This window comes from Romboutsia sp. MSSM.1001216sp_RTP31141st1_G3_RTP31141_220114, from assembly GCF_039031195.1.
Classification (GTDB): domain Bacteria; phylum Bacillota; class Clostridia; order Peptostreptococcales; family Peptostreptococcaceae; genus Romboutsia_C; species Romboutsia_C hominis.
Map to the genome: position 1 here is coordinate 930,887 of NZ_JBCIUO010000001.1, position 21,319 is coordinate 952,205.

Below are 21,319 nucleotides of genomic sequence, written 5' to 3' on the forward strand. Positions count from 1 at the left end.
CCTGTGGTCCTACCTTCCCTTCAGGTCCTTGCTCCCCTTTTTCTCCTCTTGGTCCCTGTGGTCCTATCTTACCTTCAGCTCCTTGCTCCCCTTTTTCTCCTCTTGGTCCCTGTGGTCCTATCTTACCTTCAGCTCCTTGCTCTCCTTTCTCTCCTCTTGGTCCCTGTGGCCCTATCTTACCTTCAGGTCCTTGCTCCCCTTTTTCTCCTCTTGGTCCCTGTGGTCCTATCTTACCTTGAAGCCCTTGCTCTCCTTTTTCTCCTCTTGGTCCCTGTGGTCCCATCTTACCTTGAGGACCTTGTTCTCCTTTCGCTCCCCTTCCTACTGTTTCTCTTTTATATTTATCATACGTACGCTCTATAACTTTGGAGTTATCGCATTCTATATCATTTTTAGATGATTTTGATTTTGAAGCATATCTTTTATATTTATCCAACACGCTCTCCCCCTTGCCTACTCTTAATTATAATATCTTTCTACCACTATAATTTATATGCTATAAATATAATCTTAAATTCTTAAAATATTACTAAAACAAGTATTAATATTTTATATTTATACTTATTTTTTATATTCTAAATACATTAATTCCTTTTATATTCCAAGTATATTTATATAGTTTCTGCAGCCATATACATTTGATACCTTATATTCTTTATCTGCCTCACAATTTGATTTATAGTAATATCTTATAAATGGATACTCTATGCTATCATCATCTATAATAGGTGTGCCCCATGATTTACCAAAATCAGAAGATTTACTTATATTTAAATTTCCATATTCTATCCATTGCATATGTAAAATATTTTTATGTTCTATTATATGAGGGATATTACAAGCTGAGGATTTATTTACATATACACTGTCACTTATCGATATGCCTTCTTTATTTAAATCGACTCTTTTATAGATTGGTTGGTATTTACTAGAATTGTTTTCTGAATAGGCTATATGGTACGTATTGTTTGTTCCTTTTGTAACTGATAAATGGATCTTTTCTTTGTTTGAATTAGTTATCTGTATTGGGCTATACCAAATTGAATTTTCATTATTTAAGGTACACATAAATACCTCTTCATATCCTTTTACTATTTTAAAGTAAAATACATTTATATTGGTATTATCACATATTGCAATAAAATTATTTATATCTTCATATCCTACTATATCTATAATTGACATTATATCTTCTTTATCTCTCTTTATATTATGAACTAATTTGTATAATTTGCTTTTATTATCCTTTAAATAATATATGATATGAATATCTTTACCTATCTTACTTATATATGGAAAACTTATTGTATATTTAGAATTATTATAACTAATAATACTAGATTTATTTATTTTATTATCATTTATGTCTATTTTAATTAAGCTTCCTTGAGTATCATCATATATTCCATATATATTATCTTGTTCATCTATATCAAACCATATATCTGTATTTCCTTTTATATTATCAATTACCTTATTTGAAGATATTAACTCGAAATTTGAATCAAAATTCACTATATTGATTCCATTATTAAAAAATATCTTTGATATACACTTATCTGATTTTCTTATTAGTATTTCAGTATTTTGTATAAATGTCATCCTACCCCCTCCTTAATAATACTACAATATATTCATATAGATAATATTTATACCTTGTAAAAAAATATTTTATTTAGATACAAGCTGTAACAATTCCCCTTTTATCTCATATCATATGGGTAAGAAGATTAAAATCTTTTTATAAATTAATATAATTGGGAGGATATTTATAGATGGATGACTTTAGAGGTTTGACAACAAAAAAATTTGTACCATCAGATTATTGTTCTGATGGATGCTGTAATGGTTTAAAATGGGATTGTAAGCATACATTATGCTACCCAATATTAACTAATAGAATATTTAGCTGTGCAATTTTAAAAAGTGCAACACTGTCAACAATTTTAAGAAATGCCACATTTAAAGTAGTAACACCTCTGCCTTATGGTTTAGTTGGTGAAAAAGTATGTATAAAAGAAGTAGTAGGTGTTAAATATAAATGCTTAGGTTTAAGAAATAATTATAGCGAAAATCCAAATTCACCTGATGCTATCCTTAAAGAATGTTTAGACGATGAAGATTTATGTTTTAAACCTATTAGCGGACCTATTTGCTCTTGTAAAGATTATGGTGGTTCACGTAAAAATTTATATAATGAATATATATCAAAGGAAAAATTTCAAAAGCACTATTGTATAGATGATATTTGTAATACTAAAGGCTGTGATGATGAATCAGAAGGAATTAAGATAAAGATATATCATAATGATGTAGAATATTACGTATGTGATTTTAAGGTAATAGTAAAAGCCAACTTAAAAGATTGTCCAGATAAAGAGTTTTTAGGTGTGTTTGAAATCCCTGGAATTACAAAGTTAAGCGATTGTATAAAGCTTAATAATCTTAAAGAAACAGGTTTAGGACTTCCATCTCCTTATTTCTACGGTAACCTATGTGTTCCTTTTGAAAGAGATTCTTTAATTTACAAAAAATTCGATGGTAAATTTAAGGTAGATTGTGTTACTAGAGCTAGTGAATTATGCCCTATATATGGTTCTTCTAGTTTAGAAAACTCTGAGTCTGATTCTGGTGAATCAGAAAACTCTGAATCTAGTTCTAGTGAATTAGTAAATCTTAAATCTGGACCTAATAAATATAAATTTAAAGCTGATATAGTATTATGTTTTAGCCCTAAAGAAACTGTATATACTATAATAAAAGATGTAATAGGTGTAAAAGGAACTCTTGATATAGAATGTGATTGCGATATTTCACAACCTGGTGATAATAGTTGTTGTGATAATCATCACGGTTGTCATGATTCAAAACCATGTAAGTGTGGATCTTCTGATACTTATGACGAGATTGAAGATTAATTAATAAAAACTATTAGTAGATAATAAAAAGATAGCGTGATAATTTCCATGCTATCTTTTTATTATCTATTAAACTATATATACTAAGAAGCCATAAAACTGTTTCTTTTTCTTTGCTATACTCACTAATTTACTAATTATATCTTATATATATTTTATTAGTCATCCTATTTTAAAATATTTATACTTATATAAACTATAAATATTTTAAAATAGGTACAAATCCTCTCATACTTTAATAATATAATATATACCAAAAATCTACTTTAGGGGTGAATTACATGAATGAAATTGTAAAAGTTAGCGACCTGTGTCAAACCTTTTACACAAAAGACGGAGAACTAGAAGTTCTAAAAGATATAAGTTTCTCCCTAAACGAAGGACAAATCCTAACGCTACTTGGACCTAGTGGTTCTGGAAAATCAACTATACTAAATATATTAACAAAACTTTTAAAACCTACTAGCGGGGATATTAATATAAATGGAAATATAGGATATATGTTTCAAAAGGACCATTTACTTGAATGGAGAAATATAATCGATAATATAACAATTGGACTTGAAATCCAAAATATAAAAACTGATAAAAATATATCTCGTATTGAAAATTTATTAAAAACTTATGGTCTTTGGGAATATAGATATATGTATCCAAAAGAACTTTCAGGAGGAATGAGGCAAAGGGTGTCTCTTATTCGTACTCTATCTGTAAATCCAGATATATTACTTTTAGATGAACCTTTTTCAGCCCTTGATTACCAAACAAGGATTTTAGTTAGTGATGATGTTTATAAAATAATTAAAAATGAGAATAAGTCTGCTATATTAGTAACTCATGATATAAGTGAAGCAATATCCATGTCAGACAAAGTAGTAGCACTATCTAAACGCCCTGCAACTGTTAAAAATGTATATAACATAGACTTAAGACAAAATGAAGATTTAACACCTCTTCAAACCAGAAAAGTTCCTGATTTTCAAAAATACTTTGACATACTATGGAAGGAGCTAGATAGTGATGAGATTAAGTAAAGATTCAGATGGATATAAAAATTATCTAAAAAACGTTAAAAAAGAAAAAACTAAAATTCTTTTATATCAGATATTAATATTTGCAGGATTTTTAATTCTTTGGGAAGTACTTGCTAATCTAAATATAATAAATACATTCTTATTTAGCAAACCTAGTGATATATACTCGCTTTTTATAAGCTATGTTCAAAATGGCCAACTTCTAACTCATGTTGGAATATCAGTATATGAAACTCTACTTGGTTTAATTATAGGTACAGTGCTTGGAATATTAGTTGCAATAGCACTTTGGTGGTCTGAAAAATTATCAAAAATTTTAGACCCATTTTTAGTTATATTAAATGCTCTTCCTAAAACAGCTCTAGCTCCTATTATTATAGTTTGGGCAGGTGCTGGTATTGAAGGTATTGTAGTTACTGCTGTTACTATATCTGTTGTTGTTACTATACTTTCTGCTTATAACTATTTTATAAATGTTGATGAAGAAAAAATTAAAATGTTAAGAAGTTTTGGTGCTACTAAATCACAAATATTATTTAAGCTTATAATTCCTTCTAATATTGGTAATTTAATAAATCTTACTAAGATAAATATAGGTATGGCTTGGGTAGGTGTTATAGTTGGTGAGTTTTTAGTATCAAGAGCTGGTATTGGTTATTTAATAGTTTATGGAAGCCAGGTATTTAAGTTAGATTTGGTTATGATGGGAGTATTTGTACTTGCATTTTGCGCTTGGATTATGTATGCTATTTTAAATCTTATAGAAAAGTTTTATAATTCTAGAAGATAAATAATTATGTTTAAATATATTTACTTCAAAAACACCTCCGTTTCAAACGAAACTGAGGTGTCTTTATATTTTAATATAAAATTGTTTAAATCATATTTTTATCTTTTTATCATATTAGAAACTTCTTTAACTATACCTTCATTTCCATTTCCTCCAACTTGAGTTAGAGATTTTATAGTTTTATTTCCTAATACTCCTTTTTGTTTATCATTTAGCTTATCCCTACCTATTAATATAGGAGAATTTTCTTTAGATGCAACAACCCCTAATGCTAATGCATCTACTAAATCTTGTTCTCTATTTATTCCATTCTTAGCTACAAATAAATTTTTTATTTCTATATCTTTATAGAATGTATCTATTATCATAGCATTAGTTTCATCTCTGTTTATTCCACCTATTCTTTGTGAATTTGGAAGTGTTTTAGCTATTTCTTCTGAAATAGATGCTTCTTTTCCTATTACATAAGATTTTGTTATTTTTTCATCTTTTATAAATTCATCAAATATTTTACTTCCATTAGCATCAGACGCTAATAATATTGGCATATTTTTATTTGCTGCAACGGGTGCTATACTTACTGCATCACTAAGCCCTCTTACTCCATTTACTACTGCTACTTCACTTACATCACCTAGTTTTTTAGCTACTTTTAATGAAGTTTCATATCTATCTTTTCCACTTATTCTTTCAGTAATTAAATTCATAGCTTTAAGTTCATTTACAACATTTTCATTAACAACACTATTTCCACCTACTATGTATACATTTTTAGCACCTAACCTTTGTATCTCAGCTTTAGTTTCGTTGCTTAACTTAGAACTTTCTGTTAGTAATACTGGTGCATCTTTAAATTTAGCAAATGGAGTTGCACTAAGCGCATCTGCCATAGCATTTGGATTTACTAATACAACATTATCTGCTTTTTCAAATCCACTTAAGCTTATTTTAGCCGCAGTATGGTATCTATTATCTCCAACTAATTTTTCTATTACTGATGTTATTCTACCTTCAACTTTAGGTGAAACAGTCCCCGTTTTTTCTATGTATTTTATTAAAGCTTCATCTAATCCACTGTATTCATTTATTATTGGCTCATCGTTAAAACATGGATAATCATCTCCACCAACTGCCATAAAATCATTAGTGGCTACTGTATATTTTTTATTCATATCTATTTTTTTATTGTTTATAGTTATATCTACTACTTTATTTCCTACTTCATTTCTAGGATCTACCACTATTTTCATTCCACCTATATGTGTAAATGAACCTGCTGGTGTTCCATAGTCTTTAACTCCGTGTTCTAATACTTTTTTTATTTGAGCTCCAGTTAATTCTTTTGTTACTATGTAGTTTCCAAAAGGAAGAACTTTTATTACTTCTCCTTTAGTTATATCTCCTATATTTATACTATCTCTTATTCCTCCACCATTAGTTATAGCTACATCTGCATTAGTTTCTAAAATCATCGCATCTGTTATAAGGTTTCCTAAGTTAGTTTCTTTAGTTCTAACATTCTCTCTTCTTCCCTCTAAATGAACATCTGAATTTCCTACATTTACAGACAATATCTTGTCTTGAGCTTCTTCTATTTCTTTTATTTTATTTTCAACAACACTATCTGAAGATATCTTACTTGCTTGTTCTTTAGTAATATGACTTGCATTTGCATTAACAACTTCATACTTTCCATTTACACTAGATACCTCTAACTCTACTTTCCCTATATTCTGCATATATTCTCCAGTACTAACTATTAAAGTATCCTTTACTTTTTTACCATTTGGTAAATTTGAATGGCTATGTCCATCTACTATAACATCTATACCTTTTACTTCATTTGCTATGTCTATAGTTGTCGGATCGCTAGATTCATCTATTCCAACATGTGCAAGCCCTACTATTACTTCTGCACCATTTTTTTCCAGCTCCTCAACTTGTTTTTTTGCCATTTGAACTGGATCTTCAAATTTTAATCCCTTAACATTATTAGGATTTGTTTTGTATGCAGTTTCTGGAGATGATAGTCCAAATATACCTACTTTAACTCCATTTACTTCTTTTATAGCATTTGGTGTAAATACACTTTTACCATCTTTAGTTACGTTTGATGATAAAACCCTCATCTTTTGTTGTCCATTTGTTAATTCAAGTTTTTTAACAAGTTCTAATAATCTCTCATAACCATAGTTAAAGTCATGATTTCCTGGTGTCATAAAATCATATCCTGCTGCATTCATTAAATCAACTGCATCTTGACCTTTATTTAATGTTACAAATGGTAAACCATGGATTGTATCTCCTGCATCTAATAACAATGAATTTGGAGTTTGTTTTTTTATACTTGATAATACATCTACTCCTATTGTCTTATCATTTTTAACAAATCTACCATGTATGTCATTAGTATGAAGTATTGTTATTTTTTTATTTTCTTCTAATGCCCTTACTTCTGATGGATATAACATTGGTATTGATAATCCTAGTACTAATGCTAATGATGTCACTTTTCTTAAATTTAGTTTTTTACTCATTTTATCCTCCCCAAGATATATGATTATATATTATATAAACTATATAAATATTTTAATAGTTTATAATAAAACTTAATTATATAAGGTAAACTTATATTAAATTTTTATTTTAATTACCATAAGCTTTAACTACTTTTACCCTTTTTTACATATTTTAAATAATTTAATATTCAAATCATTTGTATAATATTTAATTATATAGTATAACATTTTTAATATTTAGTAAACATTTTTCACCTAAATTTGCTAATATTTTGTTTTTTATGCATAATTTCTTTTATATAGTGCACTTTTTATCTTTACATTAACAAATGAAAATAAAAAATACCCACTAGGTTATATAACCTAATGGGTATTTTTTTATTTTCATATATTTAACTTATGAATATACTGTTACTTTTTCTGACTCTTTTTTTTGCTTCTTCTTTAGTCTAATATTTGGCTCACTTGGTAAACCAAACTTAGGAATAAATTTATCAAGTCCAGTTAATGTTAATATAAGTATAGATCCAACTGTAACGTATGCCATAACATTGTATTTTATTATATCAAATGCTACGAATTGATGAAGTGGATACACAGCTGTTAATATTCCTAAATAGAACCCTATATAAACATGCCATGGTATTAATTGAGAACCAAATACCCCTAGAGAACTAGAGAAAGTAGCATTTCTTAAACGTAGTTGGTATAAATCTTCTTCACTACCCTCCACATTATTTTCAACTAATTCTTTAGTTATAGGACCTACTGTAACAATTTGTGCCATTTCATCTGCAAGTGCAGCATTTCCTACTAAGCATAATAAACCATTCATAAACATTAATTGTTTTACATTTCTAGCAAGGAACATAACTAAATTTGATAATGGTTCGAAAGCTTTCATCTTAGACATTATTCCACCGAACGCTCCAACCCACATCATCATTACTATAACCCAAGAACCTGCATCTGCAAATCCACTCATCATTAAATCTAAAAAGCCTTTTAAAGAATCTACAGTTCCTGCAAAAATTCCAAATATAAATGATGATACTATACCAACAGATAAACACGCTAATGTAGGTAAACCTTTAATAGCTACTCCTAAAACAAGTAATAATGGTATTGCCATATAATATGGTACTCCTGTTTTTACTTGATTTAAAAGCTCTACTGCTGATGGTCTTGCAACTTCTAAATCAGTCATTACTTGTGCTGGTATTTGATCTATTGCTAATGCAGCATTTGCAGCATCTGTTGGTAATCCCATAGACATACTTAGTCCATATATAAGTACTATAGATATTATTAAACATACTATAGACCATGGCCCTTGAGATTTAATTCTATCTATTACTTCAACACCTTGCATACCAGAACTTACAACTGTTGTATCTGATATAAGCCCTATATTGTCTCCAAAACAAGCTCCCCCAGCTATAGATGCAGTTGTTAATAATATACTACCACCAACCATATGGTTTAACCATAAAAATATTGGAGCACATGCAGCAAAAGTTCCCCATGAAGTTCCAGTAGCCACTGAAAGTATACCAGTAACTATAAATGCAACAACTGCAACAGTTCTACCTGTTACGCCTAGAGAAAGTGCTATATTAACTATTGAAGCCCCAACCCCTGTAGCCATAAATGCTTCTGCCATAGCGTAAGCAAGCATTAGTATAAAGAAAACTAAGTTTAAATGTTTTACATTGTCAACTGCACAGTCAACTAAATCATTAAATTTAAGCTTGTCTGTTATTGATGCTACAATAAATGCATATATTGTAGCTATTGGAGCTGCTATTAAGCAGTCCATACCCGAAATCATTAGACCTGCCAGCATAAATACTGGTGAAAATTTTAATAGTCCAATCCAAAACCCCATAAAATGAGCCCCCTTGATATAATGTATAATTGATAATGTATTTAATTTAGGTTAAACCTAACACTATCCAGTAACTTTTCAGACTTATGCACTGTCATAATGCATAAGTCTGTTGATTTTAACCATAAAGCACTACTTAAATTTTGGTTATTAAAAAAATATTGTTACATCCTATAAATAAACATTATACTTATTCTAATTGTCATTATGTTATGTCAGTTTTTGTTTAATTTTATATAATATTTCTATAAATTTTTAATTATTTTCATCAGATGCTGTAGTATAACAATTTCCTCGGTTGATTTATAAATCTCTGATCTTTATTATACTAAGTTTCTATTTACTAACTCAGTTACAAAGAAACTTCCTACATCTTGTGCAAATTTGCCTGGTCCAAATCCTGCATCATAACCTAATTCTTTTGCAAGTTCATGACTTATTCTTGGTCCACCACAAAGAAGTACTACTTTATCACGTAAACCTTCAGCTTCTAATAATTCTACTAAATTAGTTAAGTTTTCTATATGAACATTTTTTTGAGTTACAGTTTGGGAAACTAATAATACATCAGCTTTAAGCTCTACTGCTTTTTTTATAAACTCTTCATTAGGAACTTGACTTCCTAAGTTATAAGCTTCTATACCTTCATATCTTTCTAATCCATAGTTTCCTGCATAACCTTTCATATTCATTATTGCATCTATTCCAACTGTATGTGCATCAGTTCCTGTACTTGCACCTACTACTACTACATCTCTTTTTATATTTTCTTTTATATAGTCTTCTATTTCATATTTATCCATAGTATCTTCTTGTGCTACTTCTACATGTATATCTTCATAGTTTACACCTTTTTCTAAACTTCCATATACAACATAGAAAGTAAATTCACTATCAAGTGCTTTATGATGTGCTACATTTATATCACCAAGTCCCATATTTTTAGCTGTAAGTTTTGCAGCTTCTATACCTTTTTCATCATCTTTTATTGGTAATGTAAAACTTACTTGTACTTTAGCATCGTTTAATGTATCTCCATAAGGCTTTAAATTTTTTAAATCAAGGTTTTTATCATATTCCTTACTTTCCATAGAATATAGTCCGCTCATTAACAATTCCCCCCTAACACTAACTCTTTTTCTAACATTAGTTCTACAAATGGATTGAAGTACATAGCTTCTTTCATAACAACTCCATCAAGACCTTTTCCACCATCTATTGGTCTTTTTATACCTGCAAATTTACCTTGTTCTAATGTTTTAAATAATCCATCTTTTTCTATCTGAGAAATTAATTCATATGCATTGTTTAAAACTTCATTAACTCTATTACACATTATTCCATCTTTTTTAAACTCTATTTCACTTCCTAGATCTTTCATAGTATTAAATATATACTTAGCATTGTCTATTGAAAGTGCTCTATCTGATATAAACGGAGTATGAATTGCTTCTGTAAGCATTCCTAATAAGTGTAATTTTTGATCTGTCATTATAGTTACCATATTAAATAATGCATCTTGTACTTGACCTTTAAATATATCACCAGTCATAAACTTAGTTGGTGGCATATACTTAAGAGGTGCTTTAGGGAATATTTCTCTAGCCATTTGAGCTTGAGCTAATTCATATAAGAATCCATTTTCAACATCAGGGCTTATTTCAAATGCATGTCCAAGTCCCATTTGTTCTTCAGGTAATCCTGCAACTAATGCAAATTGCTCATTTATAAATTGAGATGCAAGTACAGTATGTGCTTCTTCTACTGCATCTGCTGTTGTTAAGTAGTTATCTTCACCAGTGTTTATTATGACTCCGGCAAATCCATTTATTATTCTTGAGAAGTATTGGTCTATCATTGTTCTTTTCATATTTATATCTCTAAATAATATTCCATATAAAGCATCATTTAGCATAACGTCTAATCTATTTTGTGCTCCTAGTGCTGCTATTTCTGGCATACATAATCCTGAACAGTAGTTGCAAAGTCTTATGTATCTTCCAAGTTCAGCTCCAACCTCATCAAGTGCTTCTCTCATTAATCTGAAGTTTTCACCTGTTGCATAAGTTCCTCCAAATCCTTCAGTCGTAGCACCATATGGAACATAGTCAAGTAAACTTTGTCCAGTTGTTCTTATAACTGCGATTATATCCGCTCCTTGCTTTGCAGCTGCTACAGCTTGAGTTATATCTTCGTATATATTTCCTGTAGCTACTATTACATATAAGTATGGTCCACTTTTATCTCCATACTCATTTAAGAATTCTTCTCTTTTATTTCTATTTGCCTTTATTTGATCTACACTTTGTTTAGCTATTTCATTTATTTTAAGCTTAACATCAAATACATCATGCTCTTTAAGGGAACATAGATCTAATTCTCCTTGAGATACTTTTTGTGCTATCTCTTGTGGAGTAAGTCCTGTATTTATCATAGCATTACCTATATAATAAGCAACCCCCATACCTAAAGAGCCATTGTTTGAGTTTTTAATGCTATCTACAACTACGTTTGGAAGTGGCACACCAAATTCATCTACTCCATCTACGCCAAATAGTCTAAGTATACTTCTTTCAACTGTTACTGTAGTGTGTTTGTTTATAAATTCTTGTGTATCTAACACTATATTACGCGCTGATTCACGAGCTTTTTCCACTATACTAAAATCTAAATTTAACTTACTCATATTAATCCCCCTTAAGCTTTATTTACTTAGTTTGTCAGCTATATCTACAAGCTTTATTTACTTAGCTTATCAGCTATATCTACTATTTCATTATCTAATCCTAATAATCTACATATATTTATAGCATCTTTTGGAACTTTAGTTTCTTTACTTACTTTCTCTAATCTGTAATCCATGTATTCTTGAAGTATTTGTACACCTTTTGAACTTTTACCTACTCCAATCTTTAAATCTATTTGACGTTTTAAACCATCAAAATCTACATTTTTAAGACCTACTACTTGGTAATAAGTAACATCATCTATATTTATATCATCTAGATGTGTAGATATTAAGCTTATAGAATTGTACTTTTTAAAATATTCACATATTGCTTTTAGTAGTAACCTTCCCTCTATCGGATTGGTTCCCCTTGCAAATTCATCTAATGCAATAAATCCATCCCTTAACTTCATAAGTTTTGTTATTTCTTTTAACTTTAGGATCTCTGCTCCAAATGTACTTAGACCTTTGTTTATATCTTGCATATCATCACTTATTATGTATATAAAGTCTAATACACATAAGTTAGCCTCTTTGGCAAATACATAAAATCCACATTGGAATAAATATAGATTAAGTGCTATAGTTTTCATACTTACACTTTTTCCACCCATATTAGCACCACTTATTATAGTAATTTTTTTATCTATATCTATGGTTATTGGAATATATTCCTTATTTTGTGAACTTAAAATTGTCTGAAGACTCGGATTTATAAGATCTTTAAAGAAAATTTTATTTTCTCTATTTATATTAGGTTTTATAGCATTATACTTAAGTGCTAAATTTGCTTTAGCAATAAGTAAATCTAACTTCCCTATAGATTTTATATTTTCATTTATATCATTTAAATAGTTATACAACTTTTCACTTAGTGCTTTTCTTATTCTTAACTCTTCTTGTTCCTCATTTACAACAATCTCTAGTCTTTCTTGTTTTAATTTTTCTATATTATCTTTATCAGTTTCACTAAATATTTTCTTTTCAATATTTAACTTATTTTGTCTAATATGCAATAACTTTTTACTATATGCACCATATATTTGAAATGTAGTTAAATTTAATTCATCTGGATCTAACATCTTTACAACTGCATCTAAGTTTTTAAAGTTTATATAATCTATATTAATATTCAATTTTAAATAATTTTTTATTATTTCATTAGTATTTATAGCAAAGTTTTTTATTTCAAACAGTTCTATTTCGTCTAATGCATTTTTCTGTTTTAACCGATTTAGAGTATTTGTTATATTTTTAATTTTACAAAACTCATATTGTATATTATCATACACCATGTCATTTTCTTTTAAGCTATTAATCATATTCTCTATATAATTAAGTTCTTTTATTAATTTTTCACTATTTTCTTTTTTATATATTTTTATATTAGCTTTTTCTTTCTCTCCATATGGTGTAATTGTATTTACTTCGTTTATTATAAATGACTTAATATAATCACCTTCTTGTTTATAAAAGCTTAATTTCTAAACATTCATAACATTAAATACTTTTATATTAGTTTTACTTTGTATACTATCTATAAAATATTTATCATCAAAGCTATATCCTTCTATTGATGTTGGATTTATACTTAATCCAATTAGATTAACTTTATTTACAACCTTAATACTTCCTTTAAGCTTTATAAACTTATCAAATATTTCCTTATCTAAAAATATCTTTGTACTATCGCTGACCAATATAGTTATATTTTTATAGTTACTACCACTTTTTATAAAGTTGTTTATAAAATTATTAGTAACTATTCCATTTACAACTATATACTTAGTATTTTCATCTACACTATCTATAATTTCTTTAGAAGAGTTTAGAGTTGTATTTATATTTAGGCATTTGTATGAATAATCCTTATTTACTAAGCTAATCTTATATTCTTTTATATTTTCATAAATTTCATAGAATTTATCATCATTTAATTTATCAAGATTTAGTATATTAGCTTCATATATTATTTTTTCTATTGCCTTATTTATATCTTTATTTATTACAGCTCCACTACAAAATATTGTAGAATCTGTTATAGATGGTGAGCCCAATGTCTTTCTAGATAAAGCCCCATCAACTATACTTAAGTCTGCACCAAAGTGATTTAATCTTTCACATATGTACTTTATTTGAGTGTTTATAGATGGACCTGCAAGTTCTATATATCCATCGCTTAAGGATCTAAATATAACTATATTCCCTAGTGGTGTTGTTATATTTGTAAGTTCTAGAATTTCTTTGGTTATATCACTATTTAAAGCCAAACTATTAGCTGTAGCTATTATAGTATTTCTATTTACATATATCCTAGGTTTATCAGTTTTAGTAACAACATCTACACCTTCTCCATCTACCCCAATTGATGTAAGTCCTAGTATTATATTTTTATTTATACATTCTTTTAATATATAATTTAAAGTAGTAGTTTTACCTACATTCTTGTAATTTCCTATAATAGACATACTCTTATATTTTAAAATTTCATTTAATATATCCATAATTATATCCTTAAAAATTTAATCTAAGCGATGTAGATTTTAATAATTTTTCTAAAAGATATTATAGGTAATATTACCTATAATATCTTTTAGTGTTAGTTTTTATTAACCTAATTGAGTACTTAACTCTCTTTTCTTTCTATCTAATTCAGTTGGCTCAAGTACCATTCTTTCATTATTTAAAAGACCTGCTACCCCTACCTTATGAACTTCTTTTTCACCTTTACAAACTTCACATTCACATGTATGATTATAGTTTGTTGGCTCTGTATAAGTAGTTATAACCCCTTCAAAGTTTCTAAGTATTACTTTATCGTAACTTTGAGATATTACATAATTTGGCATAACTGGAGTTTTACCTCCACCACCTGGTGCATCTACAACAAATGTTGGTACACAGTATCCTGATGTATGTCCTCTTAATCCTTCTATTATTTCTATACCTTTAGATACTGGAGTTCTAAAGTGCTCTATTCCATTAGATAAATCACATTGGTATATGTAGTATGGTCTAACTCTTATTTTTACTAAATCATTAACTAATTTCTTCATTACGTGCATGCAATCGTTTACCCCACGTAGTAAAACACTTTGATTTCCTAAAGGTATACCTGCATCTGCCATCTTCTTACAAGCTTCTATAGATTCTTTAGTTATTTCATTTGGATGATTAAAGTGAGTGTTTAACCATACTGGATGATATTTCTTAAGCATATTTACTAAATCATCAGTTATTCTTTGTGGCATAACTACTGGAGTTCTACTTCCTATTCTTATTATTTCAACATGTGGTATCTCTCTTAATTTGCTTATGATATACTCTAATCTCTCGTCACTCATTAAAAGTGCATCTCCACCTGATAATAATACATCTCTTATAACTGGAGTATTTCTTATATATTCTATAGCCTTATCTATTCTATCAACGGGTTGAGCTCCGTCATTTTGTCCAGCAAATCTTCTTCTTGTACAGTGTCTACAATACATTGCACATTGGTCTGTTATTAAAAGTAATGCTCTATCTGGATATCTATGAGTAAGCCCTGGTACTGGTGAATCTCCATCTTCGTGAAGTGGATCATCTAAGTCAGCATCTGATACTTTAAGCTCACTTGCAACTGGTATAGCTTGCTTTCTTATTGGATCATTTGCATTAGTTGGATCTATTAATGATAAGTAGTATGGAGTTATACTCATTCTAAGAGTTTTAAGGCACTCCTTAACCCCTTCTTCTTCACTTTCTGTAAGTGGTATATATTTTTTTAATTCTTCAACTGTTGTTATTCTATTTTTTACTTGCCAAGTCCAATCATTCCATAATTCATTGCTAACGTCTGTAAATATTTTTCTTTCCATAATCTCCACCCCTTATATTTTATACATATAATTTTTTGAATATATTTCTTATTGTTTCACTTTCTCTTAAAGCTGCTATTGTAACATCTGCATGACCTTTAGTGTATCCATTTCCTATTATCATATCTACATCTTTACCTACACCCTCAGCTCCAAGTGCTGCCTTTGTAAATGCTGTTGCCATTGAGAAGAAGTATACTACTCCACCGTCTCTAACAGGTAGTATTGTACTCATTTCTGTATTTTGAACATTTACACAGTTTATAGCTAAATCTACCTCTTTTCCTTCATTAACTTCTAATACATTCTTAAGTACTTCATTAGGATTTTGTGCATCTACAGCTATAACTTCATCTACAAGGTTATTTTCTTTTAAGAATGCTTTTTGTTTTTCATCTCTAACAAGTCCTATTACTCTACCATTTTTTCCAGCTTTCTTTTTAGCCTCATAACAGCAAAGCATTCCAGATTTACCAGCAGCTCCAAGTATTAAAACACTATCCCCTTCTTTAACTAACTTTTGTGTTTGAGCCGGAGCACCAGCAACATCAAGAGCAGCTAATGCTAGGTTTTCTTCCATATCTGTTGGTAATTTTGCATATATACCACTTTCAAATAATATAGCTTTTCCTTTTATTTCAACTCTATCTATATCTGCTTTTATGTCTATTATTTCATCTATTTTTAATGGAGTTAATGATAATGATACAAGCGTAGCTATCTTATCTCCTATTTGTAAATCTGTTTTTCCTACTAAATCAGATCCTATTTTTTCTATTGTCCCTATTAACATTCCACCAGAACCAGTAACTGGATTTTGCATTTTCCCTTTTTCTTCTACTATTTCTAATATTCTTGACTTTATTTTTTCTACATCATGGTTACACTCTTCTTCTATTTGAGTAAAACTTGCTGAATCTATGTTTAAAGCTTGAACATCTATTAATATTTCATTATCATAAATATTCATATCATTGTTTATTTTTTTAGCTGGTTGTGGAAGTACATTTTCCCCTATAACTCTGTGTGTTCCGTATTTACATCCTTTCATGACTAATCCCCCTTATTATACTGTTTGTGCTTGCATATATACTAAATCATCAGATATTATTAAATCTGCATCTGTCATTTCTCTTAATTCTTCAATTGTTACATCTTCACTTATTTCTTTTACAACTAAACCTTCTTTTGTTACTTCCATAACAGCAAGTTCAGTTATTATCATATCAACTACACCTTTTGCAGTTAATGGAAGAGTACACTCTTTAAGTATCTTAGATTTACCTTTTACAGTGTGTAGCATTGCAACTATAACCTTTTTAGCTCCAACTACTAAATCCATAGCTCCACCCATACCTGGAACCATCTTTCCAGGTACTATCCAGTTAGCTAGATTTCCATGTTGATCTACTTCTAAAGCTCCTAGAACTGTTACATCTACATGTCCTCCTCTTATAAGACCAAAAGACATTGATGAATCAAAGAAAGCTCCTTCTTCATTTATAGTTACAAATTGACCACCTGCATTAGTTATATATGGGTCTACTTCATCTTCATTAGCAACTTTACCCATACCAACCATTCCATTTTCTGATTGGAAAGTTACATTTATGCCTTCTTCTATGTAGTTTGCAGTTAATGTTGGAAGTCCTATCCCTAAATTTACTAATTGATTATTTTCAAATTCTTTAGCCACTCTTTTAGCTATAATTTCTTTAGGATTCATTTATTTTGCCTCCTTTATTATGTAATCTACTACTACACCTGGAGTCATTATCATCTCTTTATCTAAACTTCCTGCTTCTACTACTTCTTCAGCCTCAACTATTACTAGGTCACTTGCCATAGCTATCATTGGGTTAAAGTTTTTAGTAGTTCCTTTATAAACTGTATTTCCAAATGTATCTACTAGGCTACCTTTTACAAGCGCTATATCTGCTCTTAATGGTAATTCTAATAAATATTCTTTGTCATTTACCGTTATTTTTTCTTTATTTTCTTCAACTAAAGTTCCAACTCCTGTTGGAGTTAATATTCCACCAAGACCAAATCCACCTGCTCTTACTCTTTCTATAAGAGTTCCTTGTGGAGATAATTCAACTTCTAGTTTACCTTCATTCATTAACCTTCCAGTTTCCGCATTTGTTCCTATATGAGATGCTATAACCTTTTTAACTTGATTATTTACTATCAGCCTTCCAATTCCCTTATCAACAAAAGAAGTATCATTTCCTATTATAGTTAAATTTTTAGCACCAGATTCTATAAGTGAATCTATAAGGATTTCCCCTGTTCCACAGCCTAAAAATCCACCTATCATGATAGTCATATCATCTTTAAAAAGATTCTTTAGTGTTTCTAAAGATACAACTTTACTCATTTTAGCTTCCCCCTAAATTGTTTAAGCTTCTTGTGTGCTTAATATATTTGCTTTCAAACCTAGTATTTCACGAGCTTCTTTAGGTGTTGCTACTTCTCTTCCAAGCTCTTTTACTATATTTGCAGCTTTTTTAACTAATTCTCCATTTGATGATGCTAGGACTCCTTTTTTCATATATACATTATCTTCAAATCCTACTCGAATATGTCCACCTAATAATATGCTTAAAGCCACCATATCAAATTGAGATCTTCCTATTCCACTTACTGTAAATGTAGCATTCTCAGGTATACTTTCTCTCATAAACATTAAATCTCTATAAGTAGCACTTATACCTCCATTAACTCCCATTACAAAGTTAAAGTGCATATTATCATTTATAAATCCTTTTTTGTTAAGTCTAAGAGCCATATCTATCATACCCTTATCAAATACTTCTATTTCTGGCTTAACATTTAATTCTATCATTTTCTTTCCGAACTCTTTTATAGTATTTTCAGTGTTCACAAAGATTTCATCTCCACCAAAGTTGCAAGTTCCACAGTCTAGAGTTGCCATTTCTGGAGATAAATTTACTGGTTGAATTCTTTCTTCATTACTCATTCCAACTGCTCCTCCAGTTGAAGGTTGAACAATTGCATCAGGGCAAGCAACCTTTATAGCGTCTATACATTCTTTAAATCTATTTATATCTTGTGTTGGAGTTCCATCATCTTTTCTTACATGAAGATGTATTATACTTGCTCCAGCATCATAAGCAGACTTTGCTTCTCTTACTATTTCTTCAACAGTATATGGAACATTTTGATTATGTTCTTTTGTTACCTCTGCACCACATATAGCTGCAGTTATTATAACCTTTTGCATATTAAAGTCTCCCCCTAAGTAACTATAATCTTTGTTTATCTTTAGGCACTACACAAGTTCCACTAGCTTTACATACTACTATTGGATTTTCTAAAACTTCTGCTGCTGATTCATTTATATCAGTTCTTGGTACTATAACTTTTCTAGCTTCAAATACCATCTTTCTTGAGCTATTTCCTACATTAACTATTTCACCAACTGCTTCTATATAATCACCAGCATATACTGGAGCTAAAAACTCTACACTATCATATGCTTTAAATAATCCTTCATCACCATCATTTTGTATTAGTAATTCAGTAGCTACATCTCCAAATAATTGAAGCATTTTAGCACCATCTACTAAATTTCCACCATAATGAGCGTCATTACTTCCCATTCTTATTCTTATCATTGCTTTCATGTGAAAATCCCCCTTTATGTTTGTTTGTATATTTAATAACTGGGATAGGCCTTTTTACTAGACCTACACCAATTAGTAAATTTAAATTTATTATGCTAATTCTTGTATTAAATTTTTAATAACTTTATTAACATCTCCTACTATAGAAACATCTGCAACTTCAAATATAGGTGATTCACTATTTTTATTTATAGCCACTATAAATTCAGATTCTTCCATTCCAGCTAAATGTTGTATAGCTCCTGATATACCACAAGCAAGGTAAAGGTCTGGTCTTACAGTTTTACCAGTTTGTCCTACTTGACGAGATTTATCAACCCATCCTGCATCAACTACAGCACGAGAAGCACTTACTTCAGCCCCTAATATGTCTGCTAATTCATATAAAGCATCCATATTTTCTTTAGAACCTATTCCTCTTCCTGCTGATATAAGTATATTAGCATCTTCTATGTTAGCCTTCTTTATAGTTTCTTTTACATATTCTAATACTTCTACATTTTTACCATTTTCACTAAAATCTACTGCAAAATTTTCAACATTTCCAGTTCTTGTAGTATCTTTTTTTAACTTTTTCATAACTCCTGGTCTTACAGTGCTCATTTGTGGTCTATGATTTGGACATATTATAGTCGCCATTATATTCCCACCAAATGCAGGTCTAGTCATTAAAAGACCACTAGTTTCATCATCTATTTCAAGTGATGTACAGTCTGCTGTAAGCCCTGTTCCAATAGTTGCACTAACTCTTGGTGCTAAATCTCTACCTATTGTAGTTGCTCCTACTAAAACTATTTCTGGATCTTTTTTATTTATAACATCACAAAGTGCTTTAGTGTATGTATTAGTAACATATACATCTAAGTTTTCATCATCTACACAAATTACTTCATCTGCACCATATTGTATAAGCTCTTCACTTAAACTTTTAACATTATATCCAAGAAGAACTGCACTTACTTTACTATTTAATTTATCTGCTAACTCTTTACCTCTTCCTATTAATTCCAAAGAAACATTTTGGATCTCACCGCTTCTTTGCTCAACAAAAACCATTACACTCATTATTTTTCCTCCTATAATCACTACTCTTTGAGAAATATTTCGTCAAATTGTTTAGTTTTTAAGCCTTAGCTTCAGTTATTATAAACTTTTCTTTAAGAGCATTTACTATTATTGATGCTCCTTCTTTTTCATCTACATCATAAAGTATTCCTTTTGCTTTAACACCCTTAGTAAATGATTTTTTAACTTTTGTTGGAGAACCTTTTAGTCCTATCTCTTCTAAACAAACATCTATATCTTTTAAAGTCCAAGTTTCTATTTTTTCTTCTCTCATACAATCATATATTCTAGAAACTCTCATATATCTTGGAGTGTTCATCTCTTTTAAAGTAGTTATAAGAAGTGGCATTTTAGCCTTTATAACTTGATATCCATCTTCAAAAGCTCTATTTACTATTACATTCTCACCTTCTACTTCTAACTTTTCAACATAAGTTATAGATGGTATATCAAGATGATTTGCTATTTGAGGTCCAACTTGTGCTGTATCTCCATCTATTGCTTGTCTTCCTGCTATTATTAAATCATAGTCTAACTTCTTTATAGCTCCTGCTATAGTTTTTGAAGTAGCTAATGTATCAGCTCCTGCAAAAGCTCTATCTGTAAGAAGTATTGCTTTATCAGCACCCATTGCTATTGCTTCTTTTAATGCATTTTTAGCTTGTGGTGGTCCCATTGTTAACACTGTAACTGTTGCACCCATTTTTTCTTTTAAATTTACTGCTTCTTCTATACCTGCTTTATCATCAGGGTTTATAATACTTGGTACACCATCTCTTATTAATGTACCAGTTTTAGGATCTAATTTTACTTCTGTTGTATCTGGTACTTGCTTTACACAAACTAATATATTCATATTCTTTCCTC

At 29.5% G+C, this 21,319-nt stretch carries 18 protein-coding genes and 1 pseudogene; 3 read left to right on the plus strand and 16 right to left on the minus strand.

Annotated elements, in window-relative coordinates; genetic code table 11:
- Both ABCP60_RS04675 and ABCP60_RS04680 read right to left on the minus strand, forming a co-directional pair.
- Nucleotides 1-436 (minus strand): annotated as a pseudogene (locus tag ABCP60_RS04675) (hypothetical protein); the annotation flags it as partial.
- A 158-nt stretch (nucleotides 437-594) separates the two neighbouring features.
- Complete coding sequence (locus ABCP60_RS04680; protein ID WP_343101335.1) at nucleotides 595-1,602, minus strand: hypothetical protein; 1,008 nt, start codon at nucleotides 1,600-1,602, stop codon at nucleotides 595-597.
- Nucleotides 1,603-1,775: 173 nt separating this feature from the next.
- Here ABCP60_RS04680 and ABCP60_RS04685 point away from each other — a divergent pair, with 173 nt between their 5' ends.
- The 3 genes from ABCP60_RS04685 to ABCP60_RS04695 all read left to right on the plus strand — a co-directional run bounded on the left by ABCP60_RS04685 (nucleotide 1,776) and on the right by ABCP60_RS04695 (nucleotide 4,742).
- Nucleotides 1,776-2,918 (plus strand): hypothetical protein, encoded by a 1,143-nt coding sequence (locus tag ABCP60_RS04685; RefSeq protein ID WP_343101336.1) that lies wholly within the window; start codon nucleotides 1,776-1,778, stop codon nucleotides 2,916-2,918.
- Between the two features lie 281 nt (nucleotides 2,919-3,199).
- Nucleotides 3,200-3,952, plus strand: a complete 753-nt coding sequence (locus ABCP60_RS04690; RefSeq protein ID WP_092925721.1) for an ABC transporter ATP-binding protein — start codon at nucleotides 3,200-3,202, stop codon at nucleotides 3,950-3,952.
- Nucleotides 3,939-4,742: an ABC transporter permease gene (locus tag ABCP60_RS04695; protein ID WP_092925719.1), complete on the plus strand. Its 804-nt coding sequence runs from the start codon at nucleotides 3,939-3,941 to the stop codon at nucleotides 4,740-4,742. Before ABCP60_RS04690 ends, ABCP60_RS04695 begins: the two co-directional genes overlap by 14 nt.
- A gap of 98 nt (nucleotides 4,743-4,840) precedes the next feature.
- Here ABCP60_RS04695 and ABCP60_RS04700 read toward each other — a convergent pair whose 3' ends face one another.
- The 14 genes from ABCP60_RS04700 to ABCP60_RS04765 form a co-directional block, all read right to left on the minus strand.
- Nucleotides 4,841-7,279, minus strand: coding sequence for a 5'-nucleotidase C-terminal domain-containing protein (locus ABCP60_RS04700; RefSeq protein WP_343101337.1), 2,439 nt, complete (start codon nucleotides 7,277-7,279; stop codon nucleotides 4,841-4,843).
- Nucleotides 7,280-7,658: 379 nt separating this feature from the next.
- Complete coding sequence (locus tag ABCP60_RS04705; RefSeq protein WP_343101338.1) at nucleotides 7,659-9,149, minus strand: Na+/H+ antiporter NhaC family protein; 1,491 nt, start codon at nucleotides 9,147-9,149, stop codon at nucleotides 7,659-7,661.
- Nucleotides 9,150-9,472: 323 nt separating this feature from the next.
- Nucleotides 9,473-10,258, minus strand: a complete 786-nt coding sequence (locus tag ABCP60_RS04710; protein ID WP_092925713.1) for an OAM dimerization domain-containing protein — start codon at nucleotides 10,256-10,258, stop codon at nucleotides 9,473-9,475.
- Complete coding sequence (locus tag ABCP60_RS04715) at nucleotides 10,258-11,835, minus strand: lysine 5,6-aminomutase subunit alpha (protein ID WP_092925711.1); 1,578 nt, start codon at nucleotides 11,833-11,835, stop codon at nucleotides 10,258-10,260. The genes ABCP60_RS04710 and ABCP60_RS04715 overlap by 1 nt, the downstream gene beginning before the upstream one ends.
- 53 nt (nucleotides 11,836-11,888) lie before the next feature.
- Nucleotides 11,889-13,199 (minus strand): hypothetical protein, encoded by a 1,311-nt coding sequence (locus ABCP60_RS04720; RefSeq protein ID WP_240275812.1) that lies wholly within the window; start codon nucleotides 13,197-13,199, stop codon nucleotides 11,889-11,891.
- 162 nt (nucleotides 13,200-13,361) lie between these two features.
- Nucleotides 13,362-14,381, minus strand: a complete 1,020-nt coding sequence (locus tag ABCP60_RS04725; RefSeq protein WP_092925707.1) for a hypothetical protein — start codon at nucleotides 14,379-14,381, stop codon at nucleotides 13,362-13,364.
- A 105-nt stretch (nucleotides 14,382-14,486) separates the two neighbouring features.
- Nucleotides 14,487-15,737: a lysine 2,3-aminomutase gene (gene ablA / locus ABCP60_RS04730; RefSeq protein ID WP_343101339.1), complete on the minus strand. Its 1,251-nt coding sequence runs from the start codon at nucleotides 15,735-15,737 to the stop codon at nucleotides 14,487-14,489.
- 19 nt (nucleotides 15,738-15,756) lie between these two features.
- Nucleotides 15,757-16,788, minus strand: a complete 1,032-nt coding sequence (locus tag ABCP60_RS04735; protein ID WP_092925703.1) for a zinc-binding alcohol dehydrogenase family protein — start codon at nucleotides 16,786-16,788, stop codon at nucleotides 15,757-15,759.
- A gap of 15 nt (nucleotides 16,789-16,803) precedes the next feature.
- The gene (locus ABCP60_RS04740; RefSeq protein ID WP_092925701.1) at nucleotides 16,804-17,463 is read right to left on the minus strand and encodes a 3-oxoacid CoA-transferase subunit B; all 660 of its coding nucleotides are present in this window, start codon (nucleotides 17,461-17,463) and stop codon (nucleotides 16,804-16,806) included.
- Nucleotides 17,464-18,117 (minus strand): acetate CoA-transferase subunit alpha, encoded by a 654-nt coding sequence (gene atoD, locus ABCP60_RS04745; RefSeq protein ID WP_166505473.1) that lies wholly within the window; start codon nucleotides 18,115-18,117, stop codon nucleotides 17,464-17,466.
- Between the two features lie 21 nt (nucleotides 18,118-18,138).
- Nucleotides 18,139-18,984: a 3-keto-5-aminohexanoate cleavage protein gene (locus ABCP60_RS04750; protein WP_343101340.1), complete on the minus strand. Its 846-nt coding sequence runs from the start codon at nucleotides 18,982-18,984 to the stop codon at nucleotides 18,139-18,141.
- A gap of 22 nt (nucleotides 18,985-19,006) precedes the next feature.
- A complete protein-coding gene (locus ABCP60_RS04755; RefSeq protein WP_092925695.1) occupies nucleotides 19,007-19,387 on the minus strand; it encodes a hotdog domain-containing protein in 381 nt (126 codons plus the stop codon).
- 90 nt (nucleotides 19,388-19,477) lie between these two features.
- A complete protein-coding gene (locus ABCP60_RS04760) occupies nucleotides 19,478-20,452 on the minus strand; it encodes an electron transfer flavoprotein subunit alpha/FixB family protein (RefSeq protein WP_343101341.1) in 975 nt (324 codons plus the stop codon).
- Nucleotides 20,453-20,510: 58 nt separating this feature from the next.
- Nucleotides 20,511-21,308: an electron transfer flavoprotein subunit beta/FixA family protein gene (locus tag ABCP60_RS04765; protein ID WP_092925691.1), complete on the minus strand. Its 798-nt coding sequence runs from the start codon at nucleotides 21,306-21,308 to the stop codon at nucleotides 20,511-20,513.
- Between the last annotated feature and the right edge of the window lie 11 nt (nucleotides 21,309-21,319).

What these genes read in the sequence shown, in the direction of transcription:
- ABCP60_RS04680 (WP_343101335.1), bottom strand. Translation starts at nt 1,602, where the DNA reads ATGACATTTATACAAAATACTGAAATACTAATAAGAAAATCAGATAAG.
- ABCP60_RS04685 (WP_343101336.1), top strand. Translation starts at nt 1,776, where the DNA reads ATGGATGACTTTAGAGGTTTGACAACAAAAAAATTTGTACCATCAGAT.
- ABCP60_RS04690 (WP_092925721.1), top strand. Translation starts at nt 3,200, where the DNA reads ATGAATGAAATTGTAAAAGTTAGCGACCTGTGTCAAACCTTTTACACA.
- ABCP60_RS04695 (WP_092925719.1), top strand. Translation starts at nt 3,939, where the DNA reads ATGAGATTAAGTAAAGATTCAGATGGATATAAAAATTATCTAAAAAAC.
- ABCP60_RS04700 (WP_343101337.1), bottom strand. Translation starts at nt 7,279, where the DNA reads ATGAGTAAAAAACTAAATTTAAGAAAAGTGACATCATTAGCATTAGTA.
- ABCP60_RS04705 (WP_343101338.1), bottom strand. Translation starts at nt 9,149, where the DNA reads ATGGGGTTTTGGATTGGACTATTAAAATTTTCACCAGTATTTATGCTG.
- ABCP60_RS04710 (WP_092925713.1), bottom strand. Translation starts at nt 10,258, where the DNA reads ATGAGCGGACTATATTCTATGGAAAGTAAGGAATATGATAAAAACCTT.
- ABCP60_RS04715 (WP_092925711.1), bottom strand. Translation starts at nt 11,835, where the DNA reads ATGAGTAAGTTAAATTTAGATTTTAGTATAGTGGAAAAAGCTCGTGAA.
- ABCP60_RS04720 (WP_240275812.1), bottom strand. Translation starts at nt 13,199, where the DNA reads ATGATTAATAGCTTAAAAGAAAATGACATGGTGTATGATAATATACAA.
- ABCP60_RS04725 (WP_092925707.1), bottom strand. Translation starts at nt 14,381, where the DNA reads ATGGATATATTAAATGAAATTTTAAAATATAAGAGTATGTCTATTATA.
- ablA (WP_343101339.1), bottom strand. Translation starts at nt 15,737, where the DNA reads ATGGAAAGAAAAATATTTACAGACGTTAGCAATGAATTATGGAATGAT.
- ABCP60_RS04735 (WP_092925703.1), bottom strand. Translation starts at nt 16,788, where the DNA reads ATGAAAGGATGTAAATACGGAACACACAGAGTTATAGGGGAAAATGTA.
- ABCP60_RS04740 (WP_092925701.1), bottom strand. Translation starts at nt 17,463, where the DNA reads ATGAATCCTAAAGAAATTATAGCTAAAAGAGTGGCTAAAGAATTTGAA.
- atoD (WP_166505473.1), bottom strand. Translation starts at nt 18,117, where the DNA reads ATGAGTAAAGTTGTATCTTTAGAAACACTAAAGAATCTTTTTAAAGAT.
- ABCP60_RS04750 (WP_343101340.1), bottom strand. Translation starts at nt 18,984, where the DNA reads ATGCAAAAGGTTATAATAACTGCAGCTATATGTGGTGCAGAGGTAACA.
- ABCP60_RS04755 (WP_092925695.1), bottom strand. Translation starts at nt 19,387, where the DNA reads ATGAAAGCAATGATAAGAATAAGAATGGGAAGTAATGACGCTCATTAT.
- ABCP60_RS04760 (WP_343101341.1), bottom strand. Translation starts at nt 20,452, where the DNA reads ATGAGTGTAATGGTTTTTGTTGAGCAAAGAAGCGGTGAGATCCAAAAT.
- ABCP60_RS04765 (WP_092925691.1), bottom strand. Translation starts at nt 21,308, where the DNA reads ATGAATATATTAGTTTGTGTAAAGCAAGTACCAGATACAACAGAAGTA.